Genomic DNA, 16,693 nt, shown 5'->3' on the forward strand with positions numbered 1-16,693 from the left:
TCAGAGGGTTTCGAGGAAGCCGAGTGCCACCCGCCAGGTGGCCTCGGCGGCCTCCTCGTCGTAGTCTGGCAGGTCGGGGTCGGTGTAGAGGTGGCCGGCCCCGGCGTACCGGTACACCTCGACGTCGGCGCCGGTGCGGCCCATCTGGAGGTACCAGGCGCTGAGCCAGTCGTCCGTCTCGAAGGGGTCCGGCTCCGCCACGTGCAGCTGGACCGGCAGGTCCTCCGCCGTGACGTCGGGCGCGATGTCCGACGTGCCGTGCAGGAGGAGCAGTCCGCGCGCCTTGTCGTCGCCGAGGGCGAGGGTCTGCGCGATGGAGGCGCCGAGCGAGAATCCGGCGTACACCAGCCCGCGCTCGGAGTAGGGCGCGGCGGCCAGCACGGCCCGCTTCAGCAGCTCGTCCTTGCCGATCTTCTCCTTGTGCTCCATGCCCTCCTCGACCTCCTCGAAGGTGCGCCCCTCGAAGAGGTCGGGCGTCCACACCTCGTGTCCGGCCGATCGCAGCCGGTCAGCGGCCTGGAGCACCGCGGGCCGCAGTCCGAAGGTCGAGTGAAAGAGCATGATGTTCATGAGGCCATGGTGCCAGCCGGGTGTGACGGCCCGGGTTCCCGGCACTACCCAGGACGCAACAGAAGTCACATGTTCATGCCCCCCGGGAGCCGGTTAGGTTCGGGGGCATGGAGAACCTGCTACGACCGCTGATCGTGGTCGGTGGCTCGGTCGTGCTCACGCTGGTGATCGGCTGGGCCACCGACTTCCTGCTGCGCAAGGCCGACGCACGGCATCACGACACCCCGCTGTGGGGGCTGCTCCGCCGTGCCCGCATCCCCTACCAGCTCGTGCTGTGCGCCGCCCTGCTGAGAGGCTCGTACGACAAGGCGCAACTGCTGCAGAGCCGCGAGGAGGCCGTCGGCCGGGTACTGACCCTGGTGCTGATCGGGTCGACCGCCTGGCTGATCATCCGGATCGCGGCGGCGATCGTCGAGACGTCCTACAGCCGGTACGCCCATGCCCGGGTCCACCGTGACCCCGCCCGGGTCCGCCGGGTGCGCACCCAGGTGACGCTGATCATGCGGGTGGTGTCCGCGATCGTCGGCGTGGTGGCCGCGGCGAGCATGCTGCTGACCTTCCCGGCGTTCAAGGCGGCCGGTGCCTCGCTGCTGGCCTCGGCCGGCATCCTCGGCATCGTCGCCGGTGTCGCCGCGCAGTCCACGCTCAGCAACATGTTCGCGGGCTTCCAGATCGCCTTCGGTGACATGGTGCGCATCGGGGACACCGTGGTCGTGGACGGCGAGTGGGGCACGGTCGAGGAGATCACGCTGACGTTCCTGACCGTCCGCACGTGGGACGAGCGCCGGATCACCATGCCGGTGTCGTACTTCACGTCCAAGCCGTTCGAGAACTGGTCGCGCGGCACCCCGCAGATGACCGGCATCGTCTTCTGGCACGTCGACCACTCGGCGCCCGTGGAGGCGATGCGCGACAAGCTCCGCGACATCCTGCGCGAGTGCCCGGCCTGGGACGGCCGCGCCTACAACCTGTGCGTCACGGACACCACCCCGAACACCATGCAGGTGCGGGCCCTGGTGACGGCCAAGGACGCGGACGACATCTGGACGGTGCGGGTCGCGGTCCGCGAGGAGATGATCCGCTGGCTGACCCACGAGCACCCGTACGCCCTGCCCCGCGTCAACACGGCGGACGCGGTCCTTCCGCCGTCTCCCGGCAGCAACGGCCACCGCCCGGCCCCGCAGACGGTGCCGGCCCAGCAGCGCCGCTACCACGGGAACGGCTCGGGACGGCCGGACCGCTGACGATCGAGACGGGCCTGCGCCCGCACGACAAGGTGGAGGGCCGGCCGCGTCGCGGCCGGCCCTCCCCCTTGTCCGCCGGGTCAGTGGCCGCGTTCGGCGCCGCCGTTGACCTGGATGATCTGCGAGGTGATGTGCCCGGCGCCCGGGGAGGCCAGCCAGTGCAGGGTCTCGGCGACGTCCCCCGGAGTCCCGGCCCGGCCGGTCGAGGTCTCGGCGATGAGGCGCGCCCGTCGCTCCTCGGCCATCGCGTCCCCGAAGAACTCGGTGTCCTCGATGTACCCGGGCGCGACCACGTTCACGGTGATGCCGCGCGGCCCCAGTTCCCGGGCCAGATCGTGGGTGTAGGGATGCAGCCCCGCCTTGGCCGCCGCGTACGCCCCGCTCCCGGATCCCCGGTAGGCGGCGATGGAGCCGAGGAACAGCACCCGGCCGCCGGGCTCGGCGAGCCGCGGCTTCAGCGCCTCGGTGAGCAGGACGGCGGTGAGGGTGTTGAGCCGGAAGTTCACGCTCCAGGTGTGTGCGACGGCCGCGAGCGGATCGTCACCCGGGGCGTCCGGTTCGAGCAGTCCGCTGCCCCCGGCGCTGTGCACGAGCACGTCCACAGCCCCCAACTCCCGCTCCACGAAGGCGGCGACACCCCGCACGTCCGCCGGCTCGGCGAGATCGGCCGCGTACGTCAGTGCGCCGGGCACCCCGGCCTTCTCCAGCACATCGGCCCGCCGCCCGAGCAGCAGCACCCGATCCCCGCCGGCGGCGAACACCCGAGCCGCCGCGAGCCCGATTCCCGTACCTCCACCACTGATCACCACGTTTCGTGCCATGCCGACGACCCTATGACGCCCCGGCCTCCCGCGGTCAAACCGGCGACGGGCGGCCACGGCTCACCGCAGGCTGCGGACGTCGAGGTGCCGCAGCACCCGGTCCACCACCTCGGGGTCGGCCCCCGGCTCACTGCGCGCCGCGAGCACCTCGTGCCGCGCCGCACTCAGCATCTCCTGCTGGATGCGCCGGACCCGCTTCACCCGCCGGGTCCTCTCCCGGTGCGCCTCGCGCCGCTCGTCCTCCGCCAGTTCGGGACTGATCCGCACCCCGATGTCGTAGGCACGCCGCAGCATCTGCTCGGACAGTTCCTCCGGCAGTTCCTCGTTCCCCTCGATCTCCCGCAGTCTGTCCTTCGCCGCCTTGGCCGCCCGGATCGCCAGCGCCTTCGCGAACTCCTTCTCCTGGTCCGTGTCGGCCTTCACACCGAGCCGCCGCACCAGCCACGGCAAGGTGAGTCCCTGGAGCACCAGCGTCGCCATGATCACGCCGAACGCGATGAAGATGATCTCGTCCCGGCTGGGGAACGGCGCGCCCGCGTCGGTCTCCAGCGGGATCGCCAGCACCAGCGCGACCGAGGCCACCCCGCGCATCCCCGACCACCACATCACCACGGTCTCGCGCCAGCTCACCGGGATGTCCTCGTCGTAGTCCCGCCGCGCGTGCAGCCGCTTGGTCAGCCAGGTCGCGGGCAGCAGCCACAGCAGCCGTGCGAACACCACGACGCCCACCACCACCGCCGCCCACCAGAGCAGCTCGCCCCACCGCCCGGAGGCCGTGCGGATGGCGTTGTGCAGCTCCAGCCCGACCAGCCCGAACGCGACGCCGGTGACGAGCGTGTCGACGATGTTCCAGAACGTGTGCCCGGCCAGCCGCGTCATGACGTCGTCGGCGTCCGAGCCGTACTCCGCGAGGAACAGAGCGGTGGTGAGCACGGCGAGCACGCCCGAGCCGTGCAGTTCCTCGGCCATGACGTACGCGGCGTAGGGCACCAGCAGGGTCAGCCCGATCTGCAGGGTCGCGTCGTCGAGCACGTCCATCAGCTTGTTCGCCCCCCAGCCGAGGGCGAGGCCCACGGCCACCGCCACCACGGCCGACAGCACCAGGTCGAGCCCGGCCTTCCAGGGTGAGAACGTCCCGCTGACGGCGGCGGCGATCGCCACGTGGTAGAGGACGATGGCCGTCACGTCGTTGAACAGCCCCTCGCCCTCCAGGATCGACACCAGCCGGCGCGGCAGCCCCAGTTGCCCGGCGACGGCGGTCGCGGCGACCGGGTCGGGCGGCGCCACCAGCGCGCCCAGCGCGAACGCCGCGGCGAGCGGCAGCCCCGGCACGATCGCGTCGGCCACGGCGGCCACGCAGGCCATGGTGACGAACACCAGCGCCACGGCCAGCAGGAAGATCGGCCTCTTGTTCGCCGCGAACTGCCGCCAGGACGTGCGCCGCACGGCGGCGTACAGCAGGGGCGGCAACAGCAGCGGCAGGATCAGGTCCGGCGGGATCTCGACGTTCGGTACGAACGGGAGCAGCGCGAGAACTATGCCCAGCAGCGTCATCAGCACCGGCGCGGGTACCGCGAACCGGTCGCCCACGGGGACACTGATCACGGCCCCGAGCAACAGCACGAACAGCAGGGCCAACTGATCCACGGTCAGCGCTCCGGGAGGTCAAATGTTCACACGACTGACCTCAAGCCTGCCACGCAACTCCAGGGACAAACCGTTTCGGCACCCACCACGAGGGGCTAAAGGGAACGCCGCATCCCCTGGTGCGGAATGCCCGCCTCCAGGTACTCCGGCCCGTAGGGCACATAGCCGAGCCGCTCGTAGAAGCCCAGCGCGTGCGTCTGGGCGTGCAGATCCACGGCCGTGAGCCCCCGCGCGCGTGCCGCGTCCTCGATGGCCCGCACCAGGGCGGCACCGACGCCGAGCCCGCGCGCGGAGCCCGTGACGGCGAGCCGGCCGAGGGAGCCCACGGACGGGTCGGCGCCGGTCTGCGCGACGGCCGCCGCCCCGTGCAGCAGCCGCCCCGTCCCGAGCGGCACACCGTCCTCGCGGACCGCCAGCACATGCACCGCGCCGGCGTCGTACGCGTCGTACTCGATGTCCTCCGGCACGCCCTGCTCGCCGACGAAGACCTCCTTGCGCACCGCGAAGCACGCCTCCCGGTCCGCCGGGTCCTGGACGACCCGCACCACGTACGGGGCGGTGCTCACGCGTACGTCTCCTCGCGGACCTGCTCCAGGGCCTTGTGCAGGTCCTCCGGGTAGTCGCAGGAGAACTCCGCCCACTGCCCGTCCCCGGGGTGCTCGAAGCCGAGCCGCACCGCGTGCAGCCACTGGCGGGTCAGCCCGAGGCGCTTGGCGAGCGTCGGGTCGGCGCCGTAGGTGAGGTCACCCACGCAGGGGTGCCGGTGCGCGGCCATGTGGACGCGGATCTGGTGCGTGCGGCCGGTCTCCAGCTTCACGTCGAGCAGCGAGGCCGCGCGGAACGCCTCGATGAGGTCGTAGTGCGTGACGGACGGCTTGCCCTCGGCGGTGACGGCCCACTTGTAGTCGTGCTGCGGGTGCCGGCCGATGGGCGCGTCGATGGTGCCGCTGGTCGGGTCGGGGTGGCCCTGGACGAGCGTGTGGTAGCGCTTGTCGACCGTGCGCTCCTTGAACTGGCGCTTCAGCGAGGTGTACGCGTACTCCGACTTGGCGACCACCATCAGCCCCGATGTGCCCACGTCGAGCCGGTGCACGATGCCCTGGCGCTCGGCGGCGCCGGAGGTGGAGATCCGGTACCCGGCGGCGGCGAGGCCCCCGATGACGGTCGGCCCGCTCCAGCCCGGCGACGGGTGCGCGGCCACGCCGACCGGCTTGACGATCACGACCACGTCATCGTCGTCGTGCACGATCTCCATGCCCTCGACCGGCTCGGCCACGACCTGCACCGGCGCGGGCGCCTGCGGCATCTCGACCTCCAGCCAGGCGCCGCCGTGCACGCGCTCCGACTTGCCGACCACCGACCCGTCGACCGTGACCTTTCCCGCGGCGGCGAGCTCGGCCGCCTTGGTACGGGAGAAGCCGAACATGCGGGAGATGGCGGCGTCGACACGCTCGCCCTCCAGGCCGTCGGGCACGGGCAGGGTTCGGATCTCGGGAATCGTGCTCACCCGTCGAGTATGCCGGACGGCTCCGGCAGGGCTGCACGCGCGCTCAGTCCTTGTGGACGGTTCCGTCCGGGTCGAGGCCCTTGAACGACAGCAGAACGATCAGGATGCCGCCGCACACGATCGCCGAGTCGGCCAGGTTGAAGACGGCGAAGTGCTTGGGCGCGATGAAGTCCACGACCGCGCCCTCGAAGACGCCCGGCGCCCTGAAGATCCGGTCGGTGAGGTTGCCCAGCGCCCCGCCGAGCAGCAGGCCCAGCGCGATCGCCCAGGGCAGGCTGTAGAGCTTGCGGGCCAGGCGGGCGATCACCACGATCACCGCCGCCGCGATCATCGTGAAGATCACGGTGAAGGCCTCGCCGAAGCCGAAGGCCGCGCCCGCGTTGCGGATCGCCTCGAACTTCAGCCAGTCCCCGACGATCTCGATGGGCGGGTGGTGCTCCAGCTTGGCCACCACGATCATCTTGCTGATCAGGTCGAGGGCGTACGCGAACGCGGCGACGGCGAACAGCACCGCGATCCGGCGCCTGCCCCGGGTCTGCCCGGCGCCGGTCTCCGGCTGGTCGGCACCGGCCGCCGGACCGGTGCCGGACTCGCCGGCCGGGGTGCCCTCGGAGCCGGGCCGCTCCTTGCCGCCGCCGGCCGCGTCCGGTGTGTCCGGCGTACCGATGATGCGCTCCGCCTCTGCCACGTGAGTCCCTCAACCTAGGTGCCTGACTGAGGACGAGGGTACGGCACACCCCGTACGTCGCACGTGCTCAGGAGGCATTCGGCGGCAGGTCAGTAACGGCGCTCCTGCTTCTGCTTGCACTCCACGCACAGCGTGGCCCGGGGGAAGGCCTGCATGCGGGCCTTGCCGATGGCATTGCCGCAGTTCTCGCACAGGCCGTAGGTACCCGCGTGCAGGCGTTCCAGGGCGCGCTCGGTCTGGAGGAGCATCTCGCGCGCGTTGGCGGCCAGGGCCAGCTCGTGCTCGCGGGTGATGTTCTTGGTGCCGGTGTCCGCCTGGTCGTCGCCCGCGCCGTCCCCGGAGTCCCGCATCAGTCCGGCGAGCGACCGCTCCGACGACGTGATCTCCTCCCGCAGCCGGGTCTCCTCGGACGTCAGCTCGGACCGCGCCTCCTCGACCTCCTCCTCCGTCCAGGGGTCCTCGCCCGGGCGTACCGCGAGCTCACCGGGCTCCGCCGCGGCCACCCGTGCCTTCGGAACGGCGGTCTTCGCCGCCGTGGCCGTGCCAGGAGTCTTCTTCGCAACCACCGTCGTCGCTCCCGTCTGCTGCGCGGCCTCGGCCGCACCCGCCTTCGTGGCCGTGCTGCTCGCGGCCGTGTCCTGTGTGACCGCGCCGGTCGGGGCAGCGCCCTTCCCGGCCGCGCTCTTCGTGGTGGTGCTCTTGGGGCCGGACGCCTTGTCGGCCGGGGCCTTCTTGGCGGCGGTCTTCCCGGCGGCCGCCTTCGCGCCCGCCGGCTTCTTCCTGGCCGCGGCCTTCTCGGCCGGGGCGGTCCTCTTGGCCGTCGCCTTCTTCACAGCCGCCTTCTCGGCCGGCGCCCCGGGCGCCGGTGCCTCGGCCGCGGCCTTCCTGGCCACCGCCGATCCGGCCCCTGCCGTCCTGGTCGCCTTCTTGGTCGCCGTCTTCTTCACCACGGCCTGCCTGCCGGCGCCTTCCCCGGCCACGGCCTTCTCGGCCGTCACCTTCCTCCCGGCCGCCCTCGTCCCCCCGCCCTCCTTCGCCGCACGCCCCGCCGGGTCCCCCTGCGCGGACTTCTTCCCGCCCACATCCTTGGCCGCACCGCCGGAGGCCTCCGCGGACCTGCCGGACGCCGGCTGCTGTACGGCGGTCTTCTTCGCCACCATGGCCGCGGCCCCTTCACATATTCTGATCTTGCTCGCGAATCGTGCTGGGACGATAAATCGACTCGAGTCCCGCGGCAACGGGGCACACCGCCCGATTCGCCCGCCTCGCGCACGCCGCGCGGCGAACCTGCATCCGTTGTGCCCAGCTCCCCGCCCGGTAATCCGCCGAGCCGGTCGTCCCAGGATCCGAACACCCATACCGCGCCATTCGGGTCATCAAACCCATTTCGCACCCCACTCGGCCCCCCACTCCCAGCAGCCCCGAAAACGGGTCGGCCGCTGTCCGCGCGGCGCCGTACACTGGGCGGAGCGAAAAGCGTGGATGGGGACGAGTAGCGGCGTACGCAGCCCAGAGCGACCCGGGGACGGTGGAAGCCCGGGGGCGAGCGCGACGCGAAGATCACCCCGGAGCCGCCGGAAGAACGCCCCCAGGGCCAGTAGACCCGGCATCGCGACCCCAATGAGGGGGCTCACCGGCGCACACCCCGTGCCGGAGGGTCAAGGAGGGTGGTACCGCGGGAGCGCGCCGAAGGCGGCGCAGGCAGACCTAGCTCTCGTCCCTCCGGACGGAAGGCAGCAAGTCCGCCGGAGGAAGCCCGCTCATGACATCGCCGACGTACCGCCAGGTGCCCGCCCAGGTCGACCTGCCCGCCCTCGAGCACGCCGTGCTCGACTTCTGGCGCGAGCAGAAGATCTTCGCCAAGAGCCTGGAGCAGTCCGAGGGCCGCCCCGAATGGGTGTTCTACGAGGGCCCGCCCACCGCCAACGGCATGCCCGGTGCCCACCACATCGAGGCCCGCGTCTTCAAGGACGTCTTCCCCCGCTTCCGCACCATGCGCGGCTACCACGTGGCCCGCAAGGCCGGCTGGGACTGCCACGGCCTCCCCGTGGAGCTCGCCGTCGAGAAGGAGCTCGGCTTCTCCGGAAAGCAGGACATCGAGGCGTACGGCATCGCGGAGTTCAACGAGAAGTGCCGCGAGTCGGTGACCCGGCACACGGACGCCTTCGAAGAGCTCACGACCCGCATGGGCTACTGGACCGACCTCCAGGACCCCTACCGCACGATGGACCCCGAGTACATCGAGTCGGTCTGGTGGTCCCTGAAGGAGATCTTCAACAAGGGCCTGCTGGTCCAGGACCACCGCGTGGCCCCCTGGTGCCCCCGCTGCGGCACGGGCCTGTCGGACCACGAGCTGGCGCAGGGCTACGAGACGGTCGTCGACCCGTCGGTCTTCGTCCGCTTCCCCCTCACCTCCGGCCCGCTCGCCGGTGAGGCCGCGCTCCTGGTGTGGACGACGACCCCGTGGACCCTGGTGTCCAACACCGCCGTCGCCGCCCACCCCGAGGTCACCTACGTCGTCGCCGCCAACGGCGAGGAGAAGCTCGTCGTCGCCGAGCCGCTCCTCGCCAAGGCCCTCGGCGAGGGCTGGGAGGTGACCGGTCAGACCTTCACCGGCGCCGAGATGGAGCGCTGGACGTACCAGCGCCCCTTCGAGCTGGTGGAGTTCCCGGCCGAGGCCCACTTCGTGGTCAACGCCGAGTACGTCACCACCGAGGACGGCACGGGTCTGGTCCACCAGTCCCCCGCCTTCGGTGAGGACGACCTCAAGGTCTGCCGCGCCTACGGTCTGCCGGTCGTGAACCCGGTCCGCCCGGACGGCACCTTCGAGGAGGACGTCCCCCTCGTCGGCGGCGTCTTCTTCAAGAAGGCCGACGAGAAGCTCACCGAGGACCTCGACAACCGCGGCCTGCTCTTCAAGCACATCCCGTACGAGCACAGCTACCCGCACTGCTGGCGCTGCCACACCGCGCTGCTCTACTACGCGCAGCCCTCCTGGTACATCCGCACCACGGCGCTCAAGGAGCGTCTCCTCGCGGAGAACGAGGGCACCAACTGGTTCCCGGACACCGTCAAGCACGGCCGGTACGGCGACTGGCTGAACAACAACATCGACTGGGCGCTGTCCCGCAACCGCTACTGGGGCACCCCGCTGCCCATCTGGCGCTGTGAGGACGACCACCTCACCTGCGTCGGCTCCCGCGGCGAGCTGACGGAGCTGACCGGCACCGACCGGTCGGGCCTGGACCCGCACCGCCCGTTCATCGACGAGGTCACCTTCGCCTGCCCGCAGGACGGCTGCGGGAAGACGGCCACGCGCGTGCCCGAGGTCATCGACGCCTGGTACGACTCGGGCTCGATGCCGTTCGCGCAGTGGGGTTACCCGTACAAGAACAAGGAACTGTTCGAGGCCCGCTACCCGGCGCAGTTCATCTGCGAGGCCATCGACCAGACCCGCGGCTGGTTCTACACGCTGATGGCGGTCGGCACGCTCGTCTTCGACAAGTCGTCGTACGAGAACGTCGTCTGCCTCGGTCACATCCTGGCCGAGGACGGCCGCAAGATGTCCAAGCACCTGGGCAACACCCTGGAGCCGATCCCGCTCATGGACCGGCACGGCGCCGACGCGGTCCGCTGGTTCATGGCGGCCGGCGGCTCCCCGTGGGCAGCCCGCCGCGTGGGCCACGGCACGATCCAGGAGGTCGTCCGCAAGACGCTCCTGACGTACTGGAACACGGTCGCCTTCCAGGCCCTCTACGCCCGTACGACGGGCTGGGCCCCGTCCGAGGCCGACCCGGCCCCGGCCGACCGCCCGGTCCTGGACCGCTGGCTGCTGTCCGAACTGCACGCACTCACCGACCAGGTCACCAAGGCACTGGACGCCTACGACACCCAGCGCGCCGGCAAGCTGCTGTCCGCGTTCGTCGACGACCTGTCCAACTGGTACGTGCGCCGCTCCCGTCGCCGCTTCTGGCAGGGCGACAAGGCGGCGCTGCGCACGCTGCACGAGGTCGTCGAGACGGTCACGCAGCTGATGTCGCCGCTGACCCCGTTCATCACCGAGCGGGTGTGGCAGGACCTGATCGTCCCGGTCACGCCGGGCGCCCCGGAGTCCGTCCACCTGTCGTCCTGGCCGGAGGCGGACCTCGGCGCCATCGACCCGGAGCTGTCGAAGCAGATGGTGCTGGTGCGCCGGCTGGTGGAGCTCGGCCGTGCCACGCGCGCGGAGTCGGGCGTCAAGACGCGTCAGCCGCTGTCCCGCGCGCTGATCGCGGCGACGGGCTTCGACGCGCTGGACCCCGAACTGCGCACGCAGATCACGGAGGAGCTCAACGTCGAGTCCCTGGCGACGCTGAGCGAGGTCGGCGGCAGCCTGGTCGACACCACGGCGAAGGCCAACTTCCGTGCGCTGGGCAAGCGGTTCGGCAAGCGCGTCCAGGACGTGGCCAAGGCCGTTGCCGGCGCGGACGCGGCCGCCCTGTCCCTGGCCCTGCGCGAGGGCACTGCGTCGGTCGAGGTCGACGGCGAGACCATCGCGCTGGCCCCCGACGAGGTCATCATCACGGAGACCCCGCGCGAGGGCTGGTCGGTGGCGTCCGACGCGGGGGCGACGGTCGCCCTGGACCTGGAGATCACGGAGGAGCTGCGCCGTGCGGGTCTGGCCCGTGACGCGATCCGCCTGATCCAGGAGGCCCGCAAGAACAGCGGCCTCGACGTGGCCGACCGCATCGCGCTGCGCTGGACGGCCACGGACCAGGCGACGGCAGAGGCCCTCACCGACCACGCCGGCCTGATCGCCGACGAGGTCCTCGCCACCGACTTCGCCGGCGGCGAGGCGGACGGCACCTACGGCGAGCCCTTCACCGACGAAGGTCTGTCCCTGACGTTCCGTCTGCGCAAGGCGTAACGCTCACGCCGAAGGCCCGGACCCGCCAAAGATCTTGGTGGTTCCGGGCCTTCGGCGTTGCGTGCGCACGCACGCGAGTGTGTACGCACGAACGCGATGTCGCAGACACGAACGCGCGTGGCAAAAGGGCGAGGCCCCGGGTGGAAACCCGGGGCCTCGCCCTGAACGCTGCCGACGTCTATGCCGTACTACTGGCCATCAGGCCGTCAGTTGTCGTCCTCGTCGATCAGGAAGCCCCGCATCGGCGAGGGCGCCTGACCCATCGGGGACGGGCCCTGCGGACGCACCGGCGCCATCGGCTGGGTCATCGCCGGCGACATCTGCTGCTGACCGCCGTAGGACGGACCGGACGGCGAGGGGCCGCCGCCCATCGTCTGGTTGCCGCCACCGTAGGACGGGGCGCTCGCGCCGGCCGGAGCCATGGAAGGCGCCGGGGACGGCGGGAGGGACGCGGTCGCCGGAGTACGCGGCGGAGCCAGCGAGTCGTCGGCCTGGGTCTCCAGCTGACGCAGCTGCGACTCCAGGTACGACTTCAGGCGCGTGCGGTACTCGCGCTCGAAGCCGCGCAGGTCCTCGACCTTGCGCTCCAGCGTGGCGCGGGCGGACTCCAGGGAGCCCATCGCGACGCGGTGCTTCTCCTGCGCGTCCCGCTCCAGGGCGTCCGCCTTGGCACGGGCGTCACGCTCCAGACCCTCGGCACGCGAACGGGCCTCGCCGACGATCTTGTTGGCCTCGGAACGGGCCTCCGCGATCGCCTGGTCGGCGGTCTGCTGGGCCAGCGAGAGGACACGAGCGGCGCTGTCGCCACCGGGACCCTGCTGACCGGGGCCGCCCATCGGACCGCCCATGGGGCCGGGGCCGCCCATCGGGCCGCCCATCTGCTGCTGCATCGGGGGCTGGCCCATCGGACCCGGACCCTGGCCCATCGGACCGGGACCCTGGGGTCCACCCTGACCGCCGGGGCCGGCGGGCAGCTGCGGGGCACCGCTCGGCAGCTGGGGCGGACCACCCATGGGGCCACCCATCTGCTGCTGCGGCGGGCCCGATATGCCGGCGGGTACGGGGCCACCGGGACCTCGCATGCCCTGCTGCTGCTGCTGCTGTTGCTGCTGCTGATCCTGCTGCTCCGGCGGCTTGCGCATGTTCTGCTGGTTCTGCGCAGCAGCGCGCGTGGCCGCGGCCAGTTTGGCGCGCAGGTCCTCGTTCTCGCGGAGCAGGCGGGTCAGTTCGGCTTCGACCTCATCGAGGAAGGCATCGACCTCGTCCTCGTCATAGCCTTCTCGGAGGCGGACGGTCGTGAACTGCTTGTTCCGCACGTCCTCGGGGGTCAACGGCATCTCTTCACCTCAACGTAGTCGTCGGCATTCGGCAAGACCGTAGTTCACATCGCTCACAGCCGGCTCACGATCGAGATCAGGATGTAGACGATGATCATCAGTACGAAGAAGGACAGGTCGAGCGCCACGCCCCCGAGACGCAGCGGCGGAATGAACCGCCGCAGAAGCTTGAGCGGTGGATCAGTGACAGTGTAGGTGGCCTCCAGAACGACCACCATCGCCTTGCCGGGTTGCCATGAGCGGGCGAACTGGAAGACATAGTCCATGACCAACCGGAAGATGAGCACGATGAGGAAGCACATCAGCGCGATGTAGACGACATCCAAAACCACGCTCATGACCTCTTGCTTCCCTCTCCCCTGTGCCCTGCTCGGTACTGCTGTTTCCGGTGGTGCGTCTCAGCTCTGGTTGAAGAACCCGCCCTCTGCGATGCGGGCCTTGTCCTCCGCCGTGACATCGACGTTAGCAGGCGACAACAGGAACACCTTCTGCGTCACCCGCTCGATACTGCCGTGAAGACCAAACACCAAACCGGCCGCAAAGTCGACAAGTCGCTTCGCATCTGTGTCATCCATCTCAGTCAGATTCATGATCACCGGGGTGCCTTCACGGAAGTGTTCCCCGATGGTACGGGCCTCGTTGTAGGTCCGCGGGTGAAGCGTGGTGATCCGGTAAGGCTCTCGTTCCGACACGACCTTGGGCATGATCACCGGTGCGTTCTTCTCCAGACTTGCGCGTTCTTGTGTGATGGATGCCACGGGCGCGATGCGCGCCGGGCGGCTGGATTCCGCGGGGAGCGAAGCGGAACGGGCGACCGGTTCGCGAGGCGCGGGCGGCTGTACGACTCGTACCTCTTCGTCCCTTTGGGGCTGATGTGAGACGTGCGGCTGATGGGACGGCTCGTGCCGTCGGTGGTCCCGCTCGGGCTCCGGGTCCAGCTCGGGTTCGAAGTCGTCGTCGGGGTCGAATCCGCGGCCGTCGTACCCATCGTCCTCCACGAGGCCGAGGTAGACCGCCATCTTGCGCATCGCGCCGGCCATGCTCTGAGTCCTCCGCTCTGTGGTGGATCGGCTGACGACTGCCAAGTGCCCGCGATCCACGTGGTCCTTGAATCCGCCTATCGGCGGCAATGACCATATTTTCTGCTGTGGTCCGACTTCTTGGCGACGTTACCCGAGCCTGGGGCGGACTCCGAGTACCGCGCTGCCGACGCGCACATGTGTCGCTCCGGCCGCCACGGCCTGTTCGAGGTCCGTACTCATCCCTGCCGAGACCATGGTGGCAGTCGGATGACTCCGGCGCAGGTCGGTCGACAAATCCATCAACCGCTCGAAGGCGGCCCGTTCGCGTCCCGCGTACTCCCCGGTGAGCGGCGCGACGGTCATCAGTCCGTCGAGCCGGAGCCCGGGCGCGCCGGCCACGAGGCTTGCCAACTCCCCGATGCCACCGGGCCCGACACCGCCTCGCTCGCCCCGGCCGCTCTCACCGGCGTCGAGTGCGACCTGGAGCAGGCACCCCAGTTCGCGCCCGGCCCGGACGGCCTCCTTCGACAGCGCGGCGACGAGCTTGGAACGATCGACGGACTGCACGAAATCCGCGTAACCGACCACCGATCGCACCTTGTTGGTCTGAAGTTGACCCACGAAGTGCCATGTGAGGGGCAGATCCGAGCAGGCCTCGGCCTTGGGGGCCGCGTCCTGGTCGCGGTTCTCGGCGACATGCCGCACGCCGAGTTCCGCGAGGATCCGCACATCGCTCGCGGGGTAGGTCTTGGTGACCACGATCAGGGTCACCTCGTCGCGTGATCGCCCCGCGGCGGCGCACGCGTCGGCGATACGCCGTTCCACCTTCGCCAGATTCGCGGCGAGTTCGTCCTTACGGTCCGTCATGCCCTATCAGTCCAGCCACACATAACCCGCGAGCCGACCGGTGGTGCGGTCGCGGCGGTACGAGAAGTGATCGCGTGACTCCAGCGTGCACACCGGCGACTGCTCCCGGTCGCGCACCCCGAGCCGTTCGAGCTGGGCGTGCACCCCGGCGCTCACGTCGACCGCCGGTGTGCCCCAACTGGTCTCGGCGTACGCCGCCGGCTCGATGGCGGACACCTCGGCGCGCATCGCCGCGGGCACCTCGTAACACCGGCCGCAGACGGTGGGCCCGGTGCGGGCGACGATCCTGGAGGGCTCGGCGCCCAGTTCCGTCATCGCGCGTAGCGCGGCCGGGACGACTCCGGCGATCATGCCGGGCCGGCCCGCGTGGGCCGCGGCGGCGACCCCGGCGACGGGGTCGGCGAGCAGCACCGGCACGCAGTCGGCGGTGAGCACGGCGAGGGCGAGCCCCCGGCGCGTGGTGACGATCGCGTCGACCGACGGAATCGCGGCCGCAGATCCCCACGGTCCGTCCACCACCGCCACGTCGGCCCCGTGCACCTGGTTCATCCAGACCACCCGGTCCGGCTCGATGCCCAGGGTCTTGGCGGCCAGCTCCCGGTTGGTGCGTACGGCGTCCGGATCGTCGCCGACCGCTCCGCCGAGGTTGAGCTCCTCATACGGAGCGGCGCTCACCCCGCCCCACCGGTCGGTGAAGCCGAAGTGCGCGCCGCTCGCGCTTTCGCGCTGTCCTATCACGACTGAAGGATCACTTGAGGAAGTCCGGTACGTCCAGTTCCTCGGCCGCGCTGTCCGAGTAGGTCCGCGGCGCCGGCGGGACCGGCGGGGCGACCGGGATGTCCTTGACCGGCTCCGGCGCGGGCTCCGGGTCCTCCTTCGGGGTCACGCTGCCGAGTGATCCGAAGGACGGGCGGCTCTCGGTCTGCCGGACCGGGGCCGGCTCCTCGCGCTTGGCCGAGGACGAGCCGAGGACGTTGTCCCGCTTGGCCGGCGGCTGGCCGCCGTCGAAGCCGGCCGCGATCACGGTGACCCGGACCTCGTCGCCGAGGGCGTCGTCGATCACCGCGCCGAAGATGATGTTGGCCTCGGGGTGGGCGGCCTCGCTCACCAGCTGGGCGGCCTCGTTGATCTCGAACAGGCCGAGGTCGGAGCCACCGGAGATGGAGAGCAGCACACCGCGGGCGCCGTCGATGGACGCCTCCAGCAGCGGCGAGGAGATCGCCATCTCGGCGGCGGCCACCGCGCGGTCGTCGCCGCGGGCCGAGCCGATGCCCATCAGGGCCGAGCCGGCCTCCGACATGACCGACTTGACGTCGGCGAAGTCGAGGTTGATGAGGCCCGGGGTGGTGATGAGGTCGGTGATGCCCTGGACACCGGAGAGCAGGACCTGGTCGGCCGACTTGAAGGCGTCCAGTACCGAGACCTGGCGGTCCGAGATGGACAGCAGCCGGTCGTTCGGGATGACGATGAGGGTGTCGACCTCTTCGCGGAGCTCGGCGATGCCGTCCTCCGCCTGGTTCGCGCGGCGCCGTCCCTCGAAGGTGAACGGGCGCGTCACCACACCGATGGTGAGGGCGCCGAGCGAGCGGGCGATGTTGGCCACGACGGGCGCGCCGCCGGTGCCGGTGCCGCCGCCTTCACCGGCTGTCACGAAGACCATGTCGGCCCCCTTGAGGACCTCCTCGATCTCCTCGCGGTGGTCCTCGGCGGCCTTGCGGCCGACGGCCGGGTTGGCTCCGGCGCCGAGTCCGCGGGTGAGTTCACGGCCGACGTCCAGCTTGACGTCGGCGTCGCTCATCAACAGAGCTTGCGCGTCGGTGTTGATGGCGATGAACTCGACGCCCTTGAGACCGACCTCGATCATCCGGTTGATGGCATTGACACCACCGCCGCCGACACCGATGACTTTGATGACTGCGAGGTAGTTCTGCGGTGCTGCCACGTCGAAGGCCTCTCGCCTCGAGTTACGTGTCGACGGATCAGCGTGACGCCCTGCGCCCCGCGACCCGACGACTGATGCCGAATGGGACGGTCCGTATCGCCGACCCGAACCCTAACCCTGAAGTTTAGGGTTACCAGTGTGT

Annotated in this window: 15 protein-coding genes; 2 read left to right on the plus strand and 13 right to left on the minus strand. The window is 70.6% G+C overall.

All coding sequences use genetic code 11. From position 1 onward, the window contains the following. Nucleotides 1-639 (minus strand): dienelactone hydrolase family protein, encoded by a 639-nt coding sequence (locus ACFY9E_RS32415; RefSeq protein ID WP_390990045.1) that lies wholly within the window; start codon nt 637-639, stop codon nt 1-3. Between the two features lie 38 nt (nt 640-677). On the opposite strand from ACFY9E_RS32415, the gene ACFY9E_RS32420 reads away from it, so the two are divergent. Beyond that, complete coding sequence (locus ACFY9E_RS32420) at nt 678-1,814, plus strand: mechanosensitive ion channel domain-containing protein (RefSeq protein ID WP_390990048.1); 1,137 nt, start codon at nt 678-680, stop codon at nt 1,812-1,814. Between the two features lie 80 nt (nt 1,815-1,894). Here the strand turns inward: ACFY9E_RS32420 and ACFY9E_RS32425 are convergent, their stop codons facing one another. The 6 genes from ACFY9E_RS32425 to ACFY9E_RS32450 form a co-directional block, all read right to left on the minus strand. Beyond that, the gene (locus ACFY9E_RS32425; protein ID WP_390990050.1) at nt 1,895-2,635 is read right to left on the minus strand and encodes an SDR family oxidoreductase; all 741 of its coding nucleotides are present in this window, start codon (nt 2,633-2,635) and stop codon (nt 1,895-1,897) included. A gap of 60 nt (nt 2,636-2,695) precedes the next feature. Then, nucleotides 2,696-4,282 carry a Na+/H+ antiporter gene (locus ACFY9E_RS32430; protein ID WP_390990053.1) on the minus strand — a complete coding sequence of 529 codons (1,587 nt, stop codon included), beginning with the start codon at nt 4,280-4,282 and terminating at the stop codon, nt 2,696-2,698. 95 nt (nt 4,283-4,377) lie between these two features. Continuing rightward, nucleotides 4,378-4,848, minus strand: coding sequence for a GNAT family N-acetyltransferase (locus ACFY9E_RS32435; RefSeq protein ID WP_390990056.1), 471 nt, complete (start codon nt 4,846-4,848; stop codon nt 4,378-4,380). Next, nucleotides 4,845-5,789: an RluA family pseudouridine synthase gene (locus ACFY9E_RS32440; protein ID WP_390990058.1), complete on the minus strand. Its 945-nt coding sequence runs from the start codon at nt 5,787-5,789 to the stop codon at nt 4,845-4,847. The genes ACFY9E_RS32435 and ACFY9E_RS32440 overlap by 4 nt, the downstream gene beginning before the upstream one ends. 43 nt (nt 5,790-5,832) lie before the next feature. Continuing rightward, entirely contained in the window at nt 5,833-6,477 is a 645-nt protein-coding gene (gene lspA, locus ACFY9E_RS32445; RefSeq protein WP_390990061.1) for a signal peptidase II, read from the minus strand. 89 nt (nt 6,478-6,566) lie between these two features. After that, nucleotides 6,567-7,637 (minus strand): TraR/DksA C4-type zinc finger protein, encoded by a 1,071-nt coding sequence (locus ACFY9E_RS32450; protein WP_390990064.1) that lies wholly within the window; start codon nt 7,635-7,637, stop codon nt 6,567-6,569. A 602-nt stretch (nt 7,638-8,239) separates the two neighbouring features. Between ACFY9E_RS32450 and ileS the strand changes: the two genes are divergently transcribed. After that, nucleotides 8,240-11,383 carry an isoleucine--tRNA ligase gene (gene ileS, locus ACFY9E_RS32455; RefSeq protein WP_390990067.1) on the plus strand — a complete coding sequence of 1,048 codons (3,144 nt, stop codon included), beginning with the start codon at nt 8,240-8,242 and terminating at the stop codon, nt 11,381-11,383. A gap of 206 nt (nt 11,384-11,589) precedes the next feature. On the opposite strand, the gene ACFY9E_RS32460 is transcribed toward ileS, so the two are convergent. The 6 genes from ACFY9E_RS32460 to ftsZ all read right to left on the minus strand — a co-directional run bounded on the left by ACFY9E_RS32460 (nt 11,590) and on the right by ftsZ (nt 16,551). Beyond that, nucleotides 11,590-12,720: a DivIVA domain-containing protein gene (locus tag ACFY9E_RS32460; RefSeq protein ID WP_390990070.1), complete on the minus strand. Its 1,131-nt coding sequence runs from the start codon at nt 12,718-12,720 to the stop codon at nt 11,590-11,592. A 53-nt stretch (nt 12,721-12,773) separates the two neighbouring features. Then, nucleotides 12,774-13,058: a YggT family protein gene (locus ACFY9E_RS32465; RefSeq protein WP_007448661.1), complete on the minus strand. Its 285-nt coding sequence runs from the start codon at nt 13,056-13,058 to the stop codon at nt 12,774-12,776. A gap of 60 nt (nt 13,059-13,118) precedes the next feature. Continuing rightward, nucleotides 13,119-13,760 (minus strand): cell division protein SepF, encoded by a 642-nt coding sequence (locus ACFY9E_RS32470; RefSeq protein WP_390990073.1) that lies wholly within the window; start codon nt 13,758-13,760, stop codon nt 13,119-13,121. A gap of 129 nt (nt 13,761-13,889) precedes the next feature. Further along, nucleotides 13,890-14,609 carry a YggS family pyridoxal phosphate-dependent enzyme gene (locus tag ACFY9E_RS32475; RefSeq protein WP_390990076.1) on the minus strand — a complete coding sequence of 240 codons (720 nt, stop codon included), beginning with the start codon at nt 14,607-14,609 and terminating at the stop codon, nt 13,890-13,892. A gap of 6 nt (nt 14,610-14,615) precedes the next feature. Next, nucleotides 14,616-15,347, minus strand: a complete 732-nt coding sequence (gene pgeF / locus ACFY9E_RS32480) for a peptidoglycan editing factor PgeF (protein WP_390990078.1) — start codon at nt 15,345-15,347, stop codon at nt 14,616-14,618. A gap of 10 nt (nt 15,348-15,357) precedes the next feature. Further along, the gene (gene ftsZ, locus ACFY9E_RS32485; protein WP_031131993.1) at nt 15,358-16,551 is read right to left on the minus strand and encodes a cell division protein FtsZ; all 1,194 of its coding nucleotides are present in this window, start codon (nt 16,549-16,551) and stop codon (nt 15,358-15,360) included. Nucleotides 16,552-16,693 lie beyond the last annotated feature (142 nt).

It is taken from the genome of Streptomyces sp. NPDC012466 (assembly GCF_042955215.1).
GTDB lineage: Bacteria > Actinomycetota > Actinomycetes > Streptomycetales > Streptomycetaceae > Streptomyces.